Genomic DNA, 14837 nt, shown 5'->3' with positions numbered 1-14837 from the left:
TCAGTATATTGCTTAAGAACCGAACAACTTTAGGCTGCCATGTCTTCCAACCGAATTAAGCAACAAAGCCATATCATGTCCAACATGCGTGATAATAAGCTCATCTGGGTTTAGTCGTTCATGGATACGTTTAGCACTTTCAATATCACCATGATTGCTTCCCTCATGACCTGGCGGAAAACTGCAATCCAATACAAGTGCATTCAAACGCTTCTGAGCAAGAAGGAGATCCATTGTTTGTGCAGGCAAACCATCCGTATCTGTTAGATAGGCAATGGTTTTCGTCCCGTACTCAAGGAGATATCCAAACGTTGGACGTGAATGTTTCATTGCCAGTGGTGTAACTTTAAGGCCATTGATCGTAAAGGTTTCACCATGAACCAGTTCGGGTAGAAACCTTAAGCAACCCGGGTGTTTGAGAAGGTCTGCACAACCGATTGGATCATCCGGGCACCAAACGGGAATTGATTCTGCTTTTCCCCATCGCATATGGAAAAAGCCCTGAACATGGTCGACATGAAAATGGGTAAGTAAAAACCCTTTATACGTTCCCGCAGGAAAACGAACGTGCAAATCCATAAGACCAGCATCAATAATCAAACGCTCTTGTGCGCTGCTTCTTCCCCATTCAACCATGGCTGAGCTGGGCTTACGTTCAAAAGTTGGATGCCGAGTTGCCCTCTCACATGCGAGGCATTCACAGCCGTAAAGAGGCACGCCCCCGGCAGCCCCCGTTCCCAGCAAGGTTAGTTTGAGCATGTATCTATCCCTGATAAAACAGAAAAAGTAAGGTTTATCACCTTACTTATGATTATTTAAATTAACGTCTGCTCACCAGACCAATGGTAAGACCCCGCTTCTCTAGACACTCAATAGCTATATAATTGAACAAACTATGAGGTGTTGAGTGCATAAGCACGATTGTCGCTAGCGTTCCTAAAATCGCCCATGCCAAAAAGCCCCAATGCAGAAAGCTTTGCTCCAAAGCCTGTTGAACGACTGCAAATTCCGTATCAGATGTCCCTTTGAAGGCTGGTGGGCGAGAAATAAAATGGAAGATTGGTTCAGCCGCTGACCAGAACACACCTCCGCCAGCAAGCAAGGTGCACATGATCATGGAAAGCCACCTGAAACCGCTGATATTTGCGTGAGGCAGAGAGCCGAGTCTAAGTGAACCGGCTTTTGAAAAAGCAATCACCAGTGCGAGGATGAGATTACCAAGCATAAGCCACTGCCAGAACTGGCCAAACGTGGCAGAAGCTTTAGAAGAAAGTTGGGCAATGATTTCCGAAAACGTGGAAAGATCGATCAGGGCTGCAAACAAAAACAACACGAAAAAGCCGATAGTTAACGTTGATGTCAGTTTTCGTTCACTGAGTAGTAATTTAAAAGTCATTGTGCTCTCACAAAGTACGTGAGGGGCGGCACCTTAGCAGTTCCTCTTTGTGAACTCCATCACTTTTTCATTCGAACTCTAATTACATTTCAATCACCCCAACAACGAGAAATACCTCATTACATAGGAATGCCACTGATTTTATTGACATTTCATTCAACCATATCTTTATAGATTCCTAACTCAGAACCAGATATTTCAATGAGCTCTAAAAACTTTTGGTAGTAACGCTCACTCTTTGTTGGAATGATGGCATAGGCGTAACCCTCCCCTTTCATTGCTACAAGTGTCGCCTTTACAAGCGCTTCAGCAACACCTTGCCCTCGCACACAACGGTCTACGCCTAAAGGGCCAAAAAAACCTTTTGCTGTTCCATCGTAACACGCGAAGCCGAGTATCTTTTTCTCTTCAATAGCGATAAACAGGCTATTGCATGACAGCAATGCCATTTCTGCCTCGCTTGCCCAACGCGTATTAAAATGATCGCTAATCCAATGGATCACTGCAGCTTTTTCCGGACCTATAGGTTTACGTATCCGAAAAGAGCTCGTCCCAGTTTCTTTGTCCAAGAACGCGTTTTCATACAGTTTAACGAGGTAGTCCATACTCAATTCAATCCCTAAATTGCGTTTCTATACGGAAAGAAAGGGGACGTCTTCCCGATACATGGTTGGCTTTCGCCTTGCCGCAAAGGCTCGCTGGTCAGCTTCGTACTTTGGTTTCGTAGAGGTATAAAAAAAGCCTGAATACTCAGGCTCTTTCAAGTTGTCTCTTTCTAGACTTAGCGTGACTTTCCACTATTTGCTTGTGTAGCGACATAGCGGCTCTCACTAAACGAGGATGCAATTGAATATCACGGTTTTCTATTAACACTTTGTTGTAATTCACAACAGAGGCGGTCAAACACGCTGCGACTTTAATCTGACCGGTTTTATGCGCATACATGGCTGTTTTTATTGCCATAAATGCACGCTGATCATTCTTTTTGTAGTTTTGAATAGCAAAACGCTCAAATCGATTGAAGTCATTGTGATAAGACTTATGGATTCGAACAACGTGTTTGTCGTAATACTCTCTGTATTTGCCGTAACTACCCGTTTTGTTGGCTAGCATAAGCTTTTTCACCCAATCTGTAGACTTGAGCGACTCTCTCTTAAACAAGCCAGTTAGCCAAGCAAACATTCATTCCTCCTAAATACTCTCCTTGGGCCTTTCACTCAATACGAGCTTCCAACTCACCCAAAGAAATATATTGCTTCTTGTAATACATTTTCTGAAATGTCCAAACTACCTGAAAAATTTCAGATAACTTATGTGCCATCTATGTTAGCGGCCGATTCTACTGAACTTTAACGGTTGTTGCGCAGGTAAATTGTCAGAAATTGCTATGGCTCTGTGCAAAATCACTTTTCGCAACACTGACGCCCTTCAACTGTGCGAACACCTTATCACCTTGAGTGAGCCCCAGATCATCGATCGCCCACTCTGTAACGTTTGCCAAGAGCCTTTCTTTCCCTACCTTCAAGCTCACCTGACGATAGCCAACTTGGTCATTGAATGCAGAAATATTCTCCACTGTGCACGGGATTACATTTCGAATACTGGTGTCACAAGGCCTCGTTTTGACAATGGATATATCATTAGCAAAAACACGCAACCTTAAATACGTGCCGGGATTTTCTCCCACCTCTGGCACCCAAAGTTGTTCTCCTTCCAAGTTAAGCTGAGACATAGCGTAACGCGGATGTTTTCCTACCACACTGGCGGTAACTAGCGCACTTTGCTCTTTTACATTCAGCCAAGGGCGCATATGCATTGAGCCCCAAACATCATGTAGCGCACCATTAGCGACGACGCGACCTTCAGCCAGTAACAACATATGATCTGCTAACTGCAATATTTCATCCAAACTATGACTCACGTATATCACAGGGATGTTAAGCGCTTTTGTCATTTTTAGAAGGTATGAAATAAGTTCCTGCCGACGAGGGCCATCCAATGATGCGGTTGGTTCGTCCATGATGAAAAGCTCAGGATCTGACAAGAGTGCTCGTCCAATCGCCACCCGTTGCTTTTCACCACCAGACAGTTCAGAGGGATGACGCTTCAATAAATGCGATATGTCCAATAACGCCGTCACTTCTTCGACGTTGTCACGGTTTCCTTTGCGTTGACCGTATTTCAAATTTCGTTCTACTGAAAGATGCGGAAAAAGACGTGCGTCCTGAAACACATACCCAACTCGACGCGTTTCAGGAGCAAGATTTATCTTTCTTCGGCTGTCGAACAGTGTCTTATCACCAACTCGGATAACACCACTGTTGGGAGTGTCTAGACCGGAAATCGCATTGATTACGGAGGTTTTTCCCGCGCCGGATCGCCCGAAAATAGCGGTAATTCCAGACGAAGGAATGGTGACATCCAGAGTGAGTGAAAACGCCGCCCGCGCCAACTGAAAATTGAGTTCAATCATTGCAACCCCATCCTCCGCTTCATACGACGACTCAACCACTCAGAGCCAAACAAAGACAATAAGGAAATCACGATTGCAATAATGCAAAGTCTCGCGACACTTTGTTCTGCACCCGGCGTTTCAATAAAAGCAAACATAGCTAATGGAATGGTTTGAGTTTCACCCGGAATGTTCGACACAAAGGTGATGGTAGCGCCAAACTCACCAAGGCTTCGAGCAAATGCCAACACCAGCCCAGAAACGATACCCGGAGTAATCAAAGGAAGTGTAATAGTGAAGAACACGCGTATTGGCGAAGCTCCAAGCGTTCTTGCTGCAGCCTCAAGACGTTTATCTACCAATTCAATAGAGAGACGAATCGCCCTGACGAGCAGCGGAAAAGCCACCACCGCAGACGCCAACGCAGCCCCTTTCCAGTTGAACGAAAAAGTAAGGCCAAAGGTATCAAATAGCCAGCTTCCAACCGGGCCCCGTCGTCCCATGACGACCAGAAGCATATAGCCAATGACTACAGGAGGAAGAACCAATGGTAAATGAATCAGACCATCCAACAAGGATTTGCCCGCAAAGTCTCGCCTTGCCAATAACCAAGCAAGCGCGATGCCTAATGGCAGGCTCACTGCAACTGCAACAGACGATATCTTCAAGCTAAGCAGCAACGCTTGCCATTCAAGTGGAGTCAGCACCATCTCAATAAATACCCTCACTTTCTTCGTTAACTTGCTGTGGGAGTATAAAACCATTTTTCACCAATATACGATGTGATTCCTCACTGTCTAAATATCGATAAAATGCTTCTGTGCCAGACTTTGCTTGCGTTGTCATCGCTTTTGGGAAAACGATCGGTGCGTGTGAATTTTCCGGAAATGTTGCCGCCAAGATAACGTTTGAAGAAGCAACGGCATCTGAATAATAAACAATCCCTAATGGCGCCTCGCCACGTTCTACCAATGCAAGCGTGGCACGTACACTGTTTGAGAGCGCAAGCTTGCTTTTTATCGAAGACCAGAGATTCAGATTTTCTAAAGACTCTTTTCCATATATGCCAGCAGGAACGTGATTAGGATCTGAAATCGCAAGACGACTACTGCCCAATGTACTGACGAGGGATGCTGAAGTTAACTCAACGTGTTCAGTGACATATTTGTCAGCCACCAGCACTAAAGCGTTTCTAACCCAATCAGTGCGGCTAGATACATCAACAACACCCTGTTCCTCGACATAATCCATCCATTTTTCATTTGCGGAAATATAAATATCGGCAGGGGCCCCATAGGCGAGTTGACGCGCTAACGCAGAAGATGAACCAAAAGAAACCGTCACTTTGTTTCCGGTCTTTGCTTCATACTGCATCACAATTTCGTTCAGCGCTGTGGTCATCGATGAGGCAGCAAATACCAAAATGTTGTCGTTAGCTGCAGCGATGTTCGAGCATAGAAGACTGACGAATAATACACATGTGCTCGAAATTTGACGAAGAATACGTCGCATACGCTCCCTAACTTTTACACCACATAGAGCAGGTATCATACCAACGAAATTGCGTAGGCAGTTATATATTCACACCTCTAGCGTGCTATCTGCTGGCTTTATGCCCAAATTTAAATGTCGCAATGAATGGGTGTGTACCAAGAGGGGGTAACAAATAAAAACTGAGCAACCAGCAGCGTTGGCTTTGTCACTGCTGACGTACGTATAATCAGGCTTCGGTGTTAATGGTGACGGTATAACGGCGATCGCCCGCAGGGTGCATATACAAAATTTGCTGTCCCATTGAGTGATGGGAGATCAGGTAGTTTCCTTGTGGAAATTCAACGCCCTCAGGGGCAGAAAGAATAATGCTATAGTGCTCGACTAAACGGCCATCTGTTGATGTACCATTTCCGTCTAACTCTTTCACATCTTCACAGAGGATGTCATATTCATTCTCTGCGCCATCAATCAGCTGAACCGTCTGCCCAGCTAGCTTGGAGATGTTCTCCCAAGACAAAACATTCATGTTTTTCTCCCGACCAGCGTTTTGGGTACTGACGCTCACGCGACTCCCCTATTCACAAAGCAAGAGACCAACGACCACTCAATGCCAGCCTACGAGCAACAACTTTTTAGAGTCTAGCTATAAGTGGCGCTTCAAACTGAATTTATGCAGAAATTTCTGACAGTTGCCTCAATATTTTTCCGTTTAAGTCAGATTTTTGGGTTTTAGGTAGATATTTTGTGCTTTAGATGGGGATTTTCGAAGGGAGGTATGGGTGATTTACCAGAAACGCCAATTGGCGTTTCTGGATTTTAGCGATTAACGCAGTTTGATTGGACGCAATTTCTGTGATTTATTTTGATGGTAGAACCACTGGCGTCGGGTTTTATTATTCATATAACACCTCTTTTTTTAGTCAGGTTAATAGCCGTAGCGTGCATTTCACTGCACCTGCCACGCGTAACATTCCTGATAGATTAAAAGACGTTAGACTTTTGCGATGCCTTACTGTTGGCGGGTTTCCTCTAAATCATCGTGAGGATACTTCACATGAGTGTTTTACTCATTTGTGCAAAAGCTAACAAACATATGACTCTCGATATTGGAACAAGTTCCGTTCGTCATCACGTTGAATCTAGTTTTATTACATTAAATTTCAAGTTTCAAGCGATTCTCGCCTCACTTATGTTCGAGAGATCACATTTCAACTTAATGCATATGAAAAAACGGCGGTTCGCCTGTAGACCTTTGTTTTTGTGCTATCAAGCCTCCACGAAATAACAACGAGGGTACTTTGCCTACAAGGCAAGTATGACGCTTAATATCACTGTCACTAGCACCTGTTTGCGTATAAACTCCAACGATAAGTAACATTGATCATTGGCAGTCAAAAATGTCGCACGAAGAATTCGAAGTTGAAGCCCTCGGTATTGAGGTATCCAGTCAGCCGATTGAGCTGTACAAAGTGCTGAAAATCGCCAACGCAGTGAGCGGTGGTGGTGAAGCAAAAGCCGCGATCAGTGAAGGCTATGTGGTTGTAAACGGGGAAGTAGAAAACCGTAAAAGACGGAAAGTTTATGATGGCGACGTCATTGCCTTCAACGAAGAGTTTTATGTTGTGCTTTGCGACACGCCCCCTGTACACGTTGAGCCAAAACCAAAAGCACCAAAAGCACCAAAAGCAACTGAAGCGCCTAAAGAAACCGCGAAGCTAGCGAAAGAGAAAAGCCCTAAAAACGCTAAAGAAAAGAAAAAGGCTAAGCCGTCAAACCCGCCTACTCAGGTTGTTAAAAAAGACGTAGAAGAAACGCCGAGATCCAGCTCAGGACGACGCGTCATTTCATTCTAATAATCAACCACCTACGGGTGGTTTTTTAATATTCTTCCTCCCGATAACTCCTTGCATTCAAGCAAAACACACCTTCCCAAATGAGGTCGTGATTTGGCAATAGTTGTAAAAGTGCCACATGACATTGCGTTGCAAGACTGCTGCGCGACGAGTCCAATTACTTAAACAATCCCACCCAATAACCAATCTGTCCGTGCAAATTTGCGATGCGCATACCTGTTGGACTTTGGACGCCTCTTACTTCGCGCGTTAGCATCCAGATTTCAAGACAATAATAGAAAGTAGAAGAGGTAAATATGTACTTAGGGATATCTTGCACCGGACACGACAACGCATTAGCTCTTGTAAACAGCAACGGGCAGGTTTTATACGCTCAAGCCGTTGAAAGGGATACACAGACAAAGCAAGGCTTTAGCCTTGCGCCCGATCAACCCCATAAAATCATTCGGCTCATTAAACAATACGCACCAGAAGCGACACAACTGACCATTTGCAAATCATGGCCAGAAGATACGCCACAAAAAATGGCGCAAGAAATTCAGCGCATTTCGTTGAAAGACTATGATGAAGCATACCGCGACGTTGCTGCCATTTTCCTTGACGTTCAAATGTCTAATATGAATGAGGTTTTCCTTCCAAACATTCAAATGGCCGGTGGCGGCACTAAACGCGCGTCGATGGCATTAAATCTTAAAACGGATACCCGTCAGTTCGACCACCACTCAACGCATGCAGCATTTGCCTGTTATTCTAGTCCTTTCGACGAAGCAGCATGCTTGGTGATGGACGGTTATGCAGAAGACTCCGCACAGTCCATTTTCATTTATAAAAATAATCAATTAGAGAAACTCCCTAAACCTGAATTTTCTGGTGAGCTAAACCAGATTGCAGCAAGTCTAGGCATATTTTACGGCGTGACGGTCTGCCGTTTGTGTGGGTTTGCGATGGACTCAGGCGAAGAATGGAAAGTCATGGGACTCGCACCTTATGGCAAACTCAATGAAGAAGTACTGGCATTATTTCGCAAGCACATCACCGTCAAAGACGGCTACGTCGTGCTGCCCGAAGGTTCATCTGAAGCACTCAAAGCACTGCGTCAGTACGCCCGCCCATATGCCCAATTCCCAGAAGAGTCCGCGGACATCGCCTTCACTGCACAATACCATTTCAGCGAAATGATGGGCGATGTTTTGACCTATGTACACGACATTACAGGCATGGAGAATATCGTGATCACCGGCGGGTGTGGACTGAACTCCTCGTTCAATGGTCGCGTGATTGAAAAAACGCCTTTCAAAGACATTTTTGTTCCCTGTGCACCGGGTGATGATGGTAACGCCGTCGGTGCCGCGCTGCTTGCTGTAAAGCAGGACTTTCCGGAGAAAGAAATTAAAAACATCAATCAATCGCCTTATTTGGGCGATGCCATCAGTGAGCAAGAAGTTGAAAACTTTATCGAGAAAAGTGGCATCACATCCGCGAAGAAATTGGAATGGGAAGACCTCTACCCATTTGTTGCGGACAAAATGGCCAACGGCTCTGTTGTTGCGTGGGTGCAAGGCCACGCAGAATTTGGCCCTCGCGCATTAGGACATCGTTCAATATTAGCGGATTCACGTACGGCGGAGATGAAAACAAAAATCAACGCAGCGGTAAAATTCCGCGAACCTTTCCGCCCTTTTGCTCCTATGATCCTTGCAGATCGTGGTGACGAATACTTTGAAAACTACCACGATACGCCTTACATGGAAAAAGTGGCCACTTTCAAACCCCTCGTTCGCGAAACCGTCGCGGCGGTATGCCATGCAGATAACACAGGCCGACTGCAATCTGTCACGAAAGAACGTAACGTTCACGTGTACCGACTGATTGAGGAATTTGAAAAGATCACTGGCGTGCCCGTTATCATCAACACTAGCCTTAATGTTATGGGCAAACCGATAGTTTCTAGCCTCAATGACGCAGTGATGACCTTCTTTACCACTGATATCGAAATACTCGTCATTGGCCAATACGTGTTTACCAAGCCCGCCGTCTAGTCTCACGTTAGGCTGTGTTTTTATCTACATAGTTCCGCTTCTGACGTTGATCAGAAGCGGATTTTTTCATCAGTAAAAACCAATTGGCAGGTAAAAATCCAACTCGAATTGTTCATTGTCATTCAGGAAGTGGTTTTTTTGATAATGTACGTAAGCGGGTGTAGAACCAAGCTTGAAGCCTGAATGGGGAAGCCACTGTTCTAGGATCTTACTGATTTGAGGAAGTAACTCGCCATATATCCCGGTCAGGTGAAACACCGCATGCAACCCGCCCGGTATCATCAATTGATTCACCACACCGCGCACCTTGATTGGCTGATCAATTTCAATACACGCAACGTATCGGCATTGCTCCAACGCCACCCATGCGGGATTAGAATGATGCAAGCCAAATTGTAGTTGGTCGTCTCTCCCTTCGCTTTTTGCCCATGCCGACAATACTCGCCACGCATTTTTAATACTTCGGTTATACCCCGTATGCCGTATGTAAGCGACAAACCGTTCTGGTACGTCGAGGATTTTTGGTGTTGGTAATACATGCTGCGCCACTCGGTGATAACCCGCCGCGACTTCTGGATCAGTCAAATAGTGTTTATTCTCTGTTTGAAGATCGCGCGTTCTCCACGCCCCAGGGGAAACGTCAAAGGTCGATTTAAATGCCCGACTGAATGAAGACACTGAGTTAAAGCCGCACTTACTTGCGACCTCCAACACAGAAGAATGCGGATCAAACATGAGCTGATTGGCCGCATATTCCATTTTTGTTCTGCGAATGTACTGATGGAGAGGCTCTCCCACGACTTCTTTAAATACGCGATGAAAATGATGCTCTGAATAGGCCGCTACCTCTGCTAGCTCTTTGGCAGGAAGATCACGGCTTATGTCTTTGTGGATGTGATACAACACATCATTGATGCGAGATATGCGCTGAGAAATCATAGTAAAACAGCATAAATGGACATATCCAATAGCATAAATGGACATCTCATTACTGACAACTAAGAGTAGTATCTTTTACTTCATAGAAGGTGTACTCAGGAATCAATATGGACATCGCGCATTCGCTTCAACAAATCCCCTCTTCCTATATTCGGGAAATTCTCGCCGCCGCTTCAGATAAAAATGTCATCTCACTTGCGGGTGGTCTGCCTGATGAACAAACGTTCCCAATCGAATTAATGAAGCCGATGCTTGGGCAGCTGGCTGACATGCCAGAGGTTTTCCAATATGGAGAAACTGCGGGCTATGGTCCGCTACTCGCGTTTCTTCGCAAGTACTATCAGCTACCTGACACACACTCTGCAATGGTGTGTACCGGCTCGCAACAAGGTCTGGATCTTATTGCGCGCGCTTACGTCAATCCCGGCGATAAAGTCGTGATGGAAGCACCTAGCTATTTGGGTGCAATGCAGGTATTTGGGTTGGTACAGGCAAACATGCTTTCTGTGCCGCAAACGGAGACAGGGCCGGATCTCGCCGCACTAGAAGCCTGTTTTTCTAATGACGCACCAAAAATGTTTTATGCCGTCCCTGATTTTCACAACCCTACCGGCATTAGTTGGTCGTTGCCTACCCGACAAAAAGTTGCCGAACTTTGTATTCGATACAACGTTGCACTGATTGAAGATGCGCCTTATCGGGAACTTCGCTTTACGGGTGATGCCCTTCCTCTCGTCTCTGATTTTTGTCCTCAGCATTCTATTGTTCTTCGATCTTTCTCGAAAATTGCCTCTCCCGGACTTCGAATCGGCATCGTCACAGGCCAAAAGCATTATCTGGAACCACTGGTGAAAATCAAACAGGGTGCAGATCTGCATTCCAGCGTCCCGATGCAAGCCTTACTGCTCGGCCTGTTAAAGCATCAAGCGTTTAACCAACATATCGAATCCATCCGAGCGCTATACAAAACCCGTTACGACGTATTGTATGCCGAACTAGTAGCGCAACTTCCTGATGGCTGTGCTGTCACGGAGGTTGATGGCGGCATGTTTGTCTGGGTAACACTCCCAACCTGTGACACATTTGCACTGGCAAAGTCACTGCTTTCGAACGGTGTTGCCGTTGTTCCCAGCCCTGTTTTTTATGCTGATCACAGCACAGCAAAATCAGCGCTTCGCCTGAACTTCACCAATGCTAAACCTGATGATCTGAAGATCGCAGTGAAACGCCTCGCGCAGGGGTTAGAGAAGCAACTATCACCCAACAAGGCAGATTTAGTCGACGTTGAGTAGTGTATAAACAGATATCACGAATAAAAGTAAAAAGGCCTGACAATATGTGTCAGGCCTTTCTAATTATTAGATGATTCAGTACTTTTTAAAGTGAGGTTTCAACCACTTCAGCATCAATAGTTTGAACAGCATTTTCAGTGATCACATCACACGAATACGCGTTGCCAAACATTGTTACCGAGCTAGAGAAGCCCAAAGGTTGGTACAGATAAAGCACGTTACCATCAAGTTCATGCGTTTTCTGACGCATTTGGTTCAGTGTTCCCCAAACCATATCTTTGTCAGCATGCAACCAGTAATCATAAAAATGACCTTCAGAACCGATGACTGTTCCTTTTAACTCACAGCCTTGGATCGCCTGAGTGTCATCCCAAATCACATCGACTTGGTTCGATTCTTGTGTAGGAAAGGTTACACAGCCAGACAACAACGAGACTGATGCAGCAAGGCAAACTAACGTTTTTTTCATTAACTATGCATCTCAACAGAAGTAAAACGGCGCGAAGTGTATCTTTAAGACTCACAAAATCAAGAGAAACTATAACCTAGTGTTAGCTAAACGAGCGAGGAGCCGCTATTTAGCGCGTTAATTGCCGCGAAAACCGTAACGACCGACAAATGATCGCCTTCCCATTTGTTAATCATAACGGTATATCAGGCCAAAGTGCCTAGTGGCGAACACCAATGGTTCTCGCCTACAAACTTGCTTAGTTTCGCTAACATTAACAACACTTAACCCTTTGTAATTATTGATATCCATCACGTATTTTTTTAGCTTGAACAACACCAAATTAAGCATATAGTCAACATCCAAACTTGCGAATGGTTAGCTCCCGCATACTCTTTACTTTTTGACTAAATTACTTGCAGTTAATCGCGGTTATTCAGAAAGTTAGCTGATATCGTGTCGCTATCGAACACGCTGCCGGGTGTACCCTACGAAGGTGAATTTTACACCTATGCCCGGCAGCCCTCGCCTCAGCTTTCAATTCACACCTTTATTGAGGAAACCATGAACGTCACGTTTTTGGACCAAGATGCAGATATTCCAAAAGTCTTGGATCTGCTTATTCAATTGCGCCCACAATTCACCCCACAATCGCTGCTAGCGCAAATCAAAAAACAAAGAGAGTCTGGGTATCAGCTTGTCTACGTTGAATCAGAAGGACGCATATTAGGCGTTGCCGGTTTCCTCGAAGGCGAAAAGTTATCCTGGGGTAAATACATCTATATTGACGATTTGGTGGTTGATGAGTCATCACGAAATAACGGTGTTGGAACACTCTTGCTCGACTGGTTCAAAATACGCTGCAAAAATCAGGGCTTTGATCAATTGCACCTTGATTCCGGTGTACAACGTTTTAAAGCCCACCGCTTCTACCAGCGCGAAAAATTTCGCATATCAAGTCATCACTTCGTGACTAAATCATTCAAATAACACAAACGCTGCTGAGAGTGTGTACTCCCGCACCGGAGCGTCGCTAACGCCAACTCAGCAGCACCTTATAAGGCCTTATTCTGGCTTGGTTAAACACCCAATATTTTTTGCATCATTACCGCCAAATGCTTGAAACGGTCTCAAACCAAAATAAGGCATGATGGCATAGATGTGGTCAAAAATGTCTGCCTGTACGCCTTCATAAAACACCCAGTCTGTATTGTTCGTAAACGCATAAATTTGAAGAGGTAAACCTTCTGGTGTGGGTTGCAACTGGCGTACCATTGAGAGCATATAACTATGGATATTCTTATGAGCGCGAAGGTAGGTTGATAGGTATGCCCTAAAAATACCGATGTTGGTCATGTGCCTGAGATTAGCGACATGATGAACATCCTCAAACGTTTCATTGAATTCCTTAATCTCTTTGTCGCGTTCAAAAAGGAACTCACGAAGTATGCGAACCTGTTTCAGCTCTTCTATCTCGTCCTCCGTCATAAACCGAATAGAGGTGACATCGATGTACACCGAACGATAAATTCGCCTCCCACCAGATTCCGACATACAACGCCAATTAATGAACGCGCCTTGCACCAATGCATATGCCGGCAACATGGTTACGGTATTATCGAAGTTCCTCACTTTAACGGTCGTTAATGAGATTTCTTCGACAGAACCATTCGCGCCATAGCTTTCCATCTCGATCCAGTCGTTAAGGTTGACCATTCTGTTAGCTGATAGCTGGATACCCGCGACGAAGCCAAGAATCGTATCTCTGAACACCAGCATCACAAGACCGGTCGCAACCCCTAACCCACTCAAGAAAATGATGGGCGATTCATCTGCCAGAATGGAAACAGACAGGACAATGGCAACGATAAAGGTAAACAGCTTGATAAGTTGAATGAAGCTCTTGATGGGAAGCCGTTTCGTAACGCCTTTTTTATGGGCTATTTCATCCAGCGCATCAAGCAGTGAGAACAATACCCACACAAACATAACCAACACACCAACGCCCAACAAACGATCGGTTGTTGTCGAAAGCAATGGATGGTGTGTCAGTATCGGAGGGACTAATACGTCAAGGATCATCACAGGAACCGTTGCTGCAATTTTCTCCAAGACTTCATGGTTAGTGAGGCTTTTTCCCCATGACTCTTTGTTTTTGCTGATAATGACATTGACAGATCGCACTATCACACGGTGTATCAGCAGATAACAAACGACGGCGACACCCACAGAAGCGAGAATAAAAATTAACGTCGGCTCTACCCCATATGGGTCGCTGTTTACACCCATCGATGCAAGCTTGTCCGTCACATACTTTCGTACACCATGATCCATGTGCGAAATTCTCCTAGATTCAGTTCAAATGAGCCTAGCAGTTACAGCGTGACTTGCGTGCATAGTTTTGATACAGGTGGCTATTGCCAATACAGACAGTGCGATATTGCAAAATGAAAGAAATGATGAGGTATCTTGAAATGAAAGTGCGATGTCAGCGAGTACGAAGAAAATAATACGCTGCTATACATACTCATCGACTTTTCTTATATCCCTTCTGTCCGCTCGGGCCCTGCGTTCATAGCCTCGGTAACAAGGTTTACCCATACGCCGTTCCCTAGCGAATCCCCTCAAAATTCCTTTTCTAAACAATGAGAAAGACGCGCACCGACCCTTTTGATCTAATGAATTTCGCCAAAAACCACATTCCACCAAAAGGGATGAACGATGCGCGATATTCAAATTCTACAAGATACTCTACAAAATCAGTGTCCCACTATTCATAAAAAACGGCTTCACTCTCTGATACTTGCGACGCAATCCTCACTCGATGGGGCGGACCTTACGCTCACTAAACTTGGCCGCTCTCTGAACGTCATTACCACCGCTAAACATGCCATCAAGCGTGTCGACCGTTTGCTTGGCAATAC

General features: G+C 45.1%; 15 protein-coding genes and 1 pseudogene. 5 read left to right on the top strand and 11 right to left on the bottom strand.

The genetic code is table 11. From position 1 onward, the window contains the following. Positions 1–12 precede the first annotated feature (12 nt). From phnP to B5D35_RS20000, 8 genes are all read right to left on the bottom strand, one after another. Complete coding sequence (gene phnP / locus B5D35_RS20035) at positions 13–759, bottom strand: phosphonate metabolism protein PhnP (protein ID WP_078754276.1); 747 nt, start codon at positions 757–759, stop codon at positions 13–15. Between the two features lie 61 nt (positions 760–820). Continuing rightward, entirely contained in the window at positions 821–1396 is a 576-nt protein-coding gene (locus tag B5D35_RS20030; protein WP_078754275.1) for a BCCT family transporter, read from the bottom strand. 152 nt (positions 1397–1548) lie between these two features. Then, positions 1549–2001 carry a GNAT family N-acetyltransferase gene (locus B5D35_RS20025; protein WP_078754274.1) on the bottom strand — a complete coding sequence of 151 codons (453 nt, stop codon included), beginning with the start codon at positions 1999–2001 and terminating at the stop codon, positions 1549–1551. Between the two features lie 145 nt (positions 2002–2146). Next, the gene (locus B5D35_RS20020) at positions 2147–2578 is read right to left on the bottom strand and encodes a hypothetical protein (protein ID WP_078754273.1); all 432 of its coding nucleotides are present in this window, start codon (positions 2576–2578) and stop codon (positions 2147–2149) included. Positions 2579–2771: 193 nt separating this feature from the next. Then, the gene (modC, locus tag B5D35_RS20015) at positions 2772–3869 is read right to left on the bottom strand and encodes a molybdenum ABC transporter ATP-binding protein ModC (protein ID WP_078754272.1); all 1098 of its coding nucleotides are present in this window, start codon (positions 3867–3869) and stop codon (positions 2772–2774) included. Continuing rightward, a complete protein-coding gene (modB, locus tag B5D35_RS20010; RefSeq protein ID WP_078754271.1) occupies positions 3866–4558 on the bottom strand; it encodes a molybdate ABC transporter permease subunit in 693 nt (230 codons plus the stop codon). Before modB ends, modC begins: the two co-directional genes overlap by 4 nt. Before the next feature lies 1 nt (position 4559). After that, positions 4560–5360, bottom strand: a complete 801-nt coding sequence (modA, locus tag B5D35_RS20005; protein WP_078754270.1) for a molybdate ABC transporter substrate-binding protein — start codon at positions 5358–5360, stop codon at positions 4560–4562. 208 nt (positions 5361–5568) lie between these two features. Further along, positions 5569–5868, bottom strand: coding sequence for a DUF6916 family protein (locus B5D35_RS20000; protein ID WP_078754269.1), 300 nt, complete (start codon positions 5866–5868; stop codon positions 5569–5571). Positions 5869–6739: 871 nt separating this feature from the next. Here B5D35_RS20000 and B5D35_RS19995 point away from each other — a divergent pair. Together B5D35_RS19995 and B5D35_RS19990 are read left to right on the top strand one after the other, a co-directional pair. After that, a complete protein-coding gene (locus B5D35_RS19995) occupies positions 6740–7195 on the top strand; it encodes an RNA-binding S4 domain-containing protein (RefSeq protein WP_078754268.1) in 456 nt (151 codons plus the stop codon). A 296-nt stretch (positions 7196–7491) separates the two neighbouring features. Further along, positions 7492–9234, top strand: a complete 1743-nt coding sequence (locus B5D35_RS19990; RefSeq protein ID WP_078754267.1) for a carbamoyltransferase family protein — start codon at positions 7492–7494, stop codon at positions 9232–9234. Positions 9235–9303: 69 nt separating this feature from the next. Here the strand turns inward: B5D35_RS19990 and B5D35_RS19985 are convergent, their stop codons facing one another. Continuing rightward, positions 9304–10173, bottom strand: coding sequence for an AraC family transcriptional regulator (locus tag B5D35_RS19985; RefSeq protein ID WP_078754266.1), 870 nt, complete (start codon positions 10171–10173; stop codon positions 9304–9306). 107 nt (positions 10174–10280) lie between these two features. Here B5D35_RS19985 and B5D35_RS19980 point away from each other — a divergent pair, with 107 nt between their 5' ends. Continuing rightward, positions 10281–11465: an aminotransferase-like domain-containing protein gene (locus B5D35_RS19980; RefSeq protein ID WP_078754265.1), complete on the top strand. Its 1185-nt coding sequence runs from the start codon at positions 10281–10283 to the stop codon at positions 11463–11465. Between the two features lie 85 nt (positions 11466–11550). Here the strand turns inward: B5D35_RS19980 and B5D35_RS19975 are convergent, their stop codons facing one another. Then, positions 11551–11934 (bottom strand): DUF4156 domain-containing protein, encoded by a 384-nt coding sequence (locus B5D35_RS19975; protein ID WP_078754264.1) that lies wholly within the window; start codon positions 11932–11934, stop codon positions 11551–11553. Positions 11935–12369: 435 nt separating this feature from the next. On the opposite strand from B5D35_RS19975, the gene B5D35_RS19970 reads away from it, so the two are divergent. After that, complete coding sequence (locus B5D35_RS19970; protein WP_332870402.1) at positions 12370–12903, top strand: GNAT family N-acetyltransferase; 534 nt, start codon at positions 12370–12372, stop codon at positions 12901–12903. Positions 12904–12978: 75 nt separating this feature from the next. Here the strand turns inward: B5D35_RS19970 and B5D35_RS19965 are convergent, their stop codons facing one another. Continuing rightward, complete coding sequence (locus tag B5D35_RS19965; protein ID WP_078754262.1) at positions 12979–14247, bottom strand: mechanosensitive ion channel family protein; 1269 nt, start codon at positions 14245–14247, stop codon at positions 12979–12981. A 387-nt stretch (positions 14248–14634) separates the two neighbouring features. Here B5D35_RS19965 and B5D35_RS19960 point away from each other — a divergent pair. Further along, positions 14635–14837 (top strand): annotated as a pseudogene (locus B5D35_RS19960) (IS4 family transposase); the annotation flags it as partial.

It is taken from the genome of Enterovibrio nigricans DSM 22720, from assembly GCF_900167155.1.
In the GTDB taxonomy this organism is placed as follows: Bacteria; Pseudomonadota; Gammaproteobacteria; order Enterobacterales; family Vibrionaceae; genus Enterovibrio; species Enterovibrio nigricans.
Note: the sequence above shows the minus strand (reverse complement) of the source record. Positions and strands in the feature narration are given on the sequence as shown.

What these genes read in the sequence shown, in the direction of transcription:
- B5D35_RS19980 (WP_078754265.1), top strand. Translation starts at nt 10,281, where the DNA reads ATGGACATCGCGCATTCGCTTCAACAAATCCCCTCTTCCTATATTCGG.
- B5D35_RS20030 (WP_078754275.1), bottom strand. Translation starts at nt 1,396, where the DNA reads ATGACTTTTAAATTACTACTCAGTGAACGAAAACTGACATCAACGTTA.
- phnP (WP_078754276.1), bottom strand. Translation starts at nt 759, where the DNA reads ATGCTCAAACTAACCTTGCTGGGAACGGGGGCTGCCGGGGGCGTGCCT.
- B5D35_RS20000 (WP_078754269.1), bottom strand. Translation starts at nt 5,868, where the DNA reads ATGAATGTTTTGTCTTGGGAGAACATCTCCAAGCTAGCTGGGCAGACG.
- modC (WP_078754272.1), bottom strand. Translation starts at nt 3,869, where the DNA reads ATGATTGAACTCAATTTTCAGTTGGCGCGGGCGGCGTTTTCACTCACT.
- B5D35_RS19975 (WP_078754264.1), bottom strand. Translation starts at nt 11,934, where the DNA reads ATGAAAAAAACGTTAGTTTGCCTTGCTGCATCAGTCTCGTTGTTGTCT.
- B5D35_RS19990 (WP_078754267.1), top strand. Translation starts at nt 7,492, where the DNA reads ATGTACTTAGGGATATCTTGCACCGGACACGACAACGCATTAGCTCTT.
- B5D35_RS20020 (WP_078754273.1), bottom strand. Translation starts at nt 2,578, where the DNA reads ATGTTTGCTTGGCTAACTGGCTTGTTTAAGAGAGAGTCGCTCAAGTCT.
- B5D35_RS19995 (WP_078754268.1), top strand. Translation starts at nt 6,740, where the DNA reads ATGTCGCACGAAGAATTCGAAGTTGAAGCCCTCGGTATTGAGGTATCC.
- B5D35_RS19965 (WP_078754262.1), bottom strand. Translation starts at nt 14,247, where the DNA reads ATGGATCATGGTGTACGAAAGTATGTGACGGACAAGCTTGCATCGATG.
- B5D35_RS20025 (WP_078754274.1), bottom strand. Translation starts at nt 2,001, where the DNA reads ATGGACTACCTCGTTAAACTGTATGAAAACGCGTTCTTGGACAAAGAA.
- B5D35_RS19985 (WP_078754266.1), bottom strand. Translation starts at nt 10,173, where the DNA reads ATGATTTCTCAGCGCATATCTCGCATCAATGATGTGTTGTATCACATC.
- modA (WP_078754270.1), bottom strand. Translation starts at nt 5,360, where the DNA reads ATGCGACGTATTCTTCGTCAAATTTCGAGCACATGTGTATTATTCGTC.
- modB (WP_078754271.1), bottom strand. Translation starts at nt 4,558, where the DNA reads ATGGTGCTGACTCCACTTGAATGGCAAGCGTTGCTGCTTAGCTTGAAG.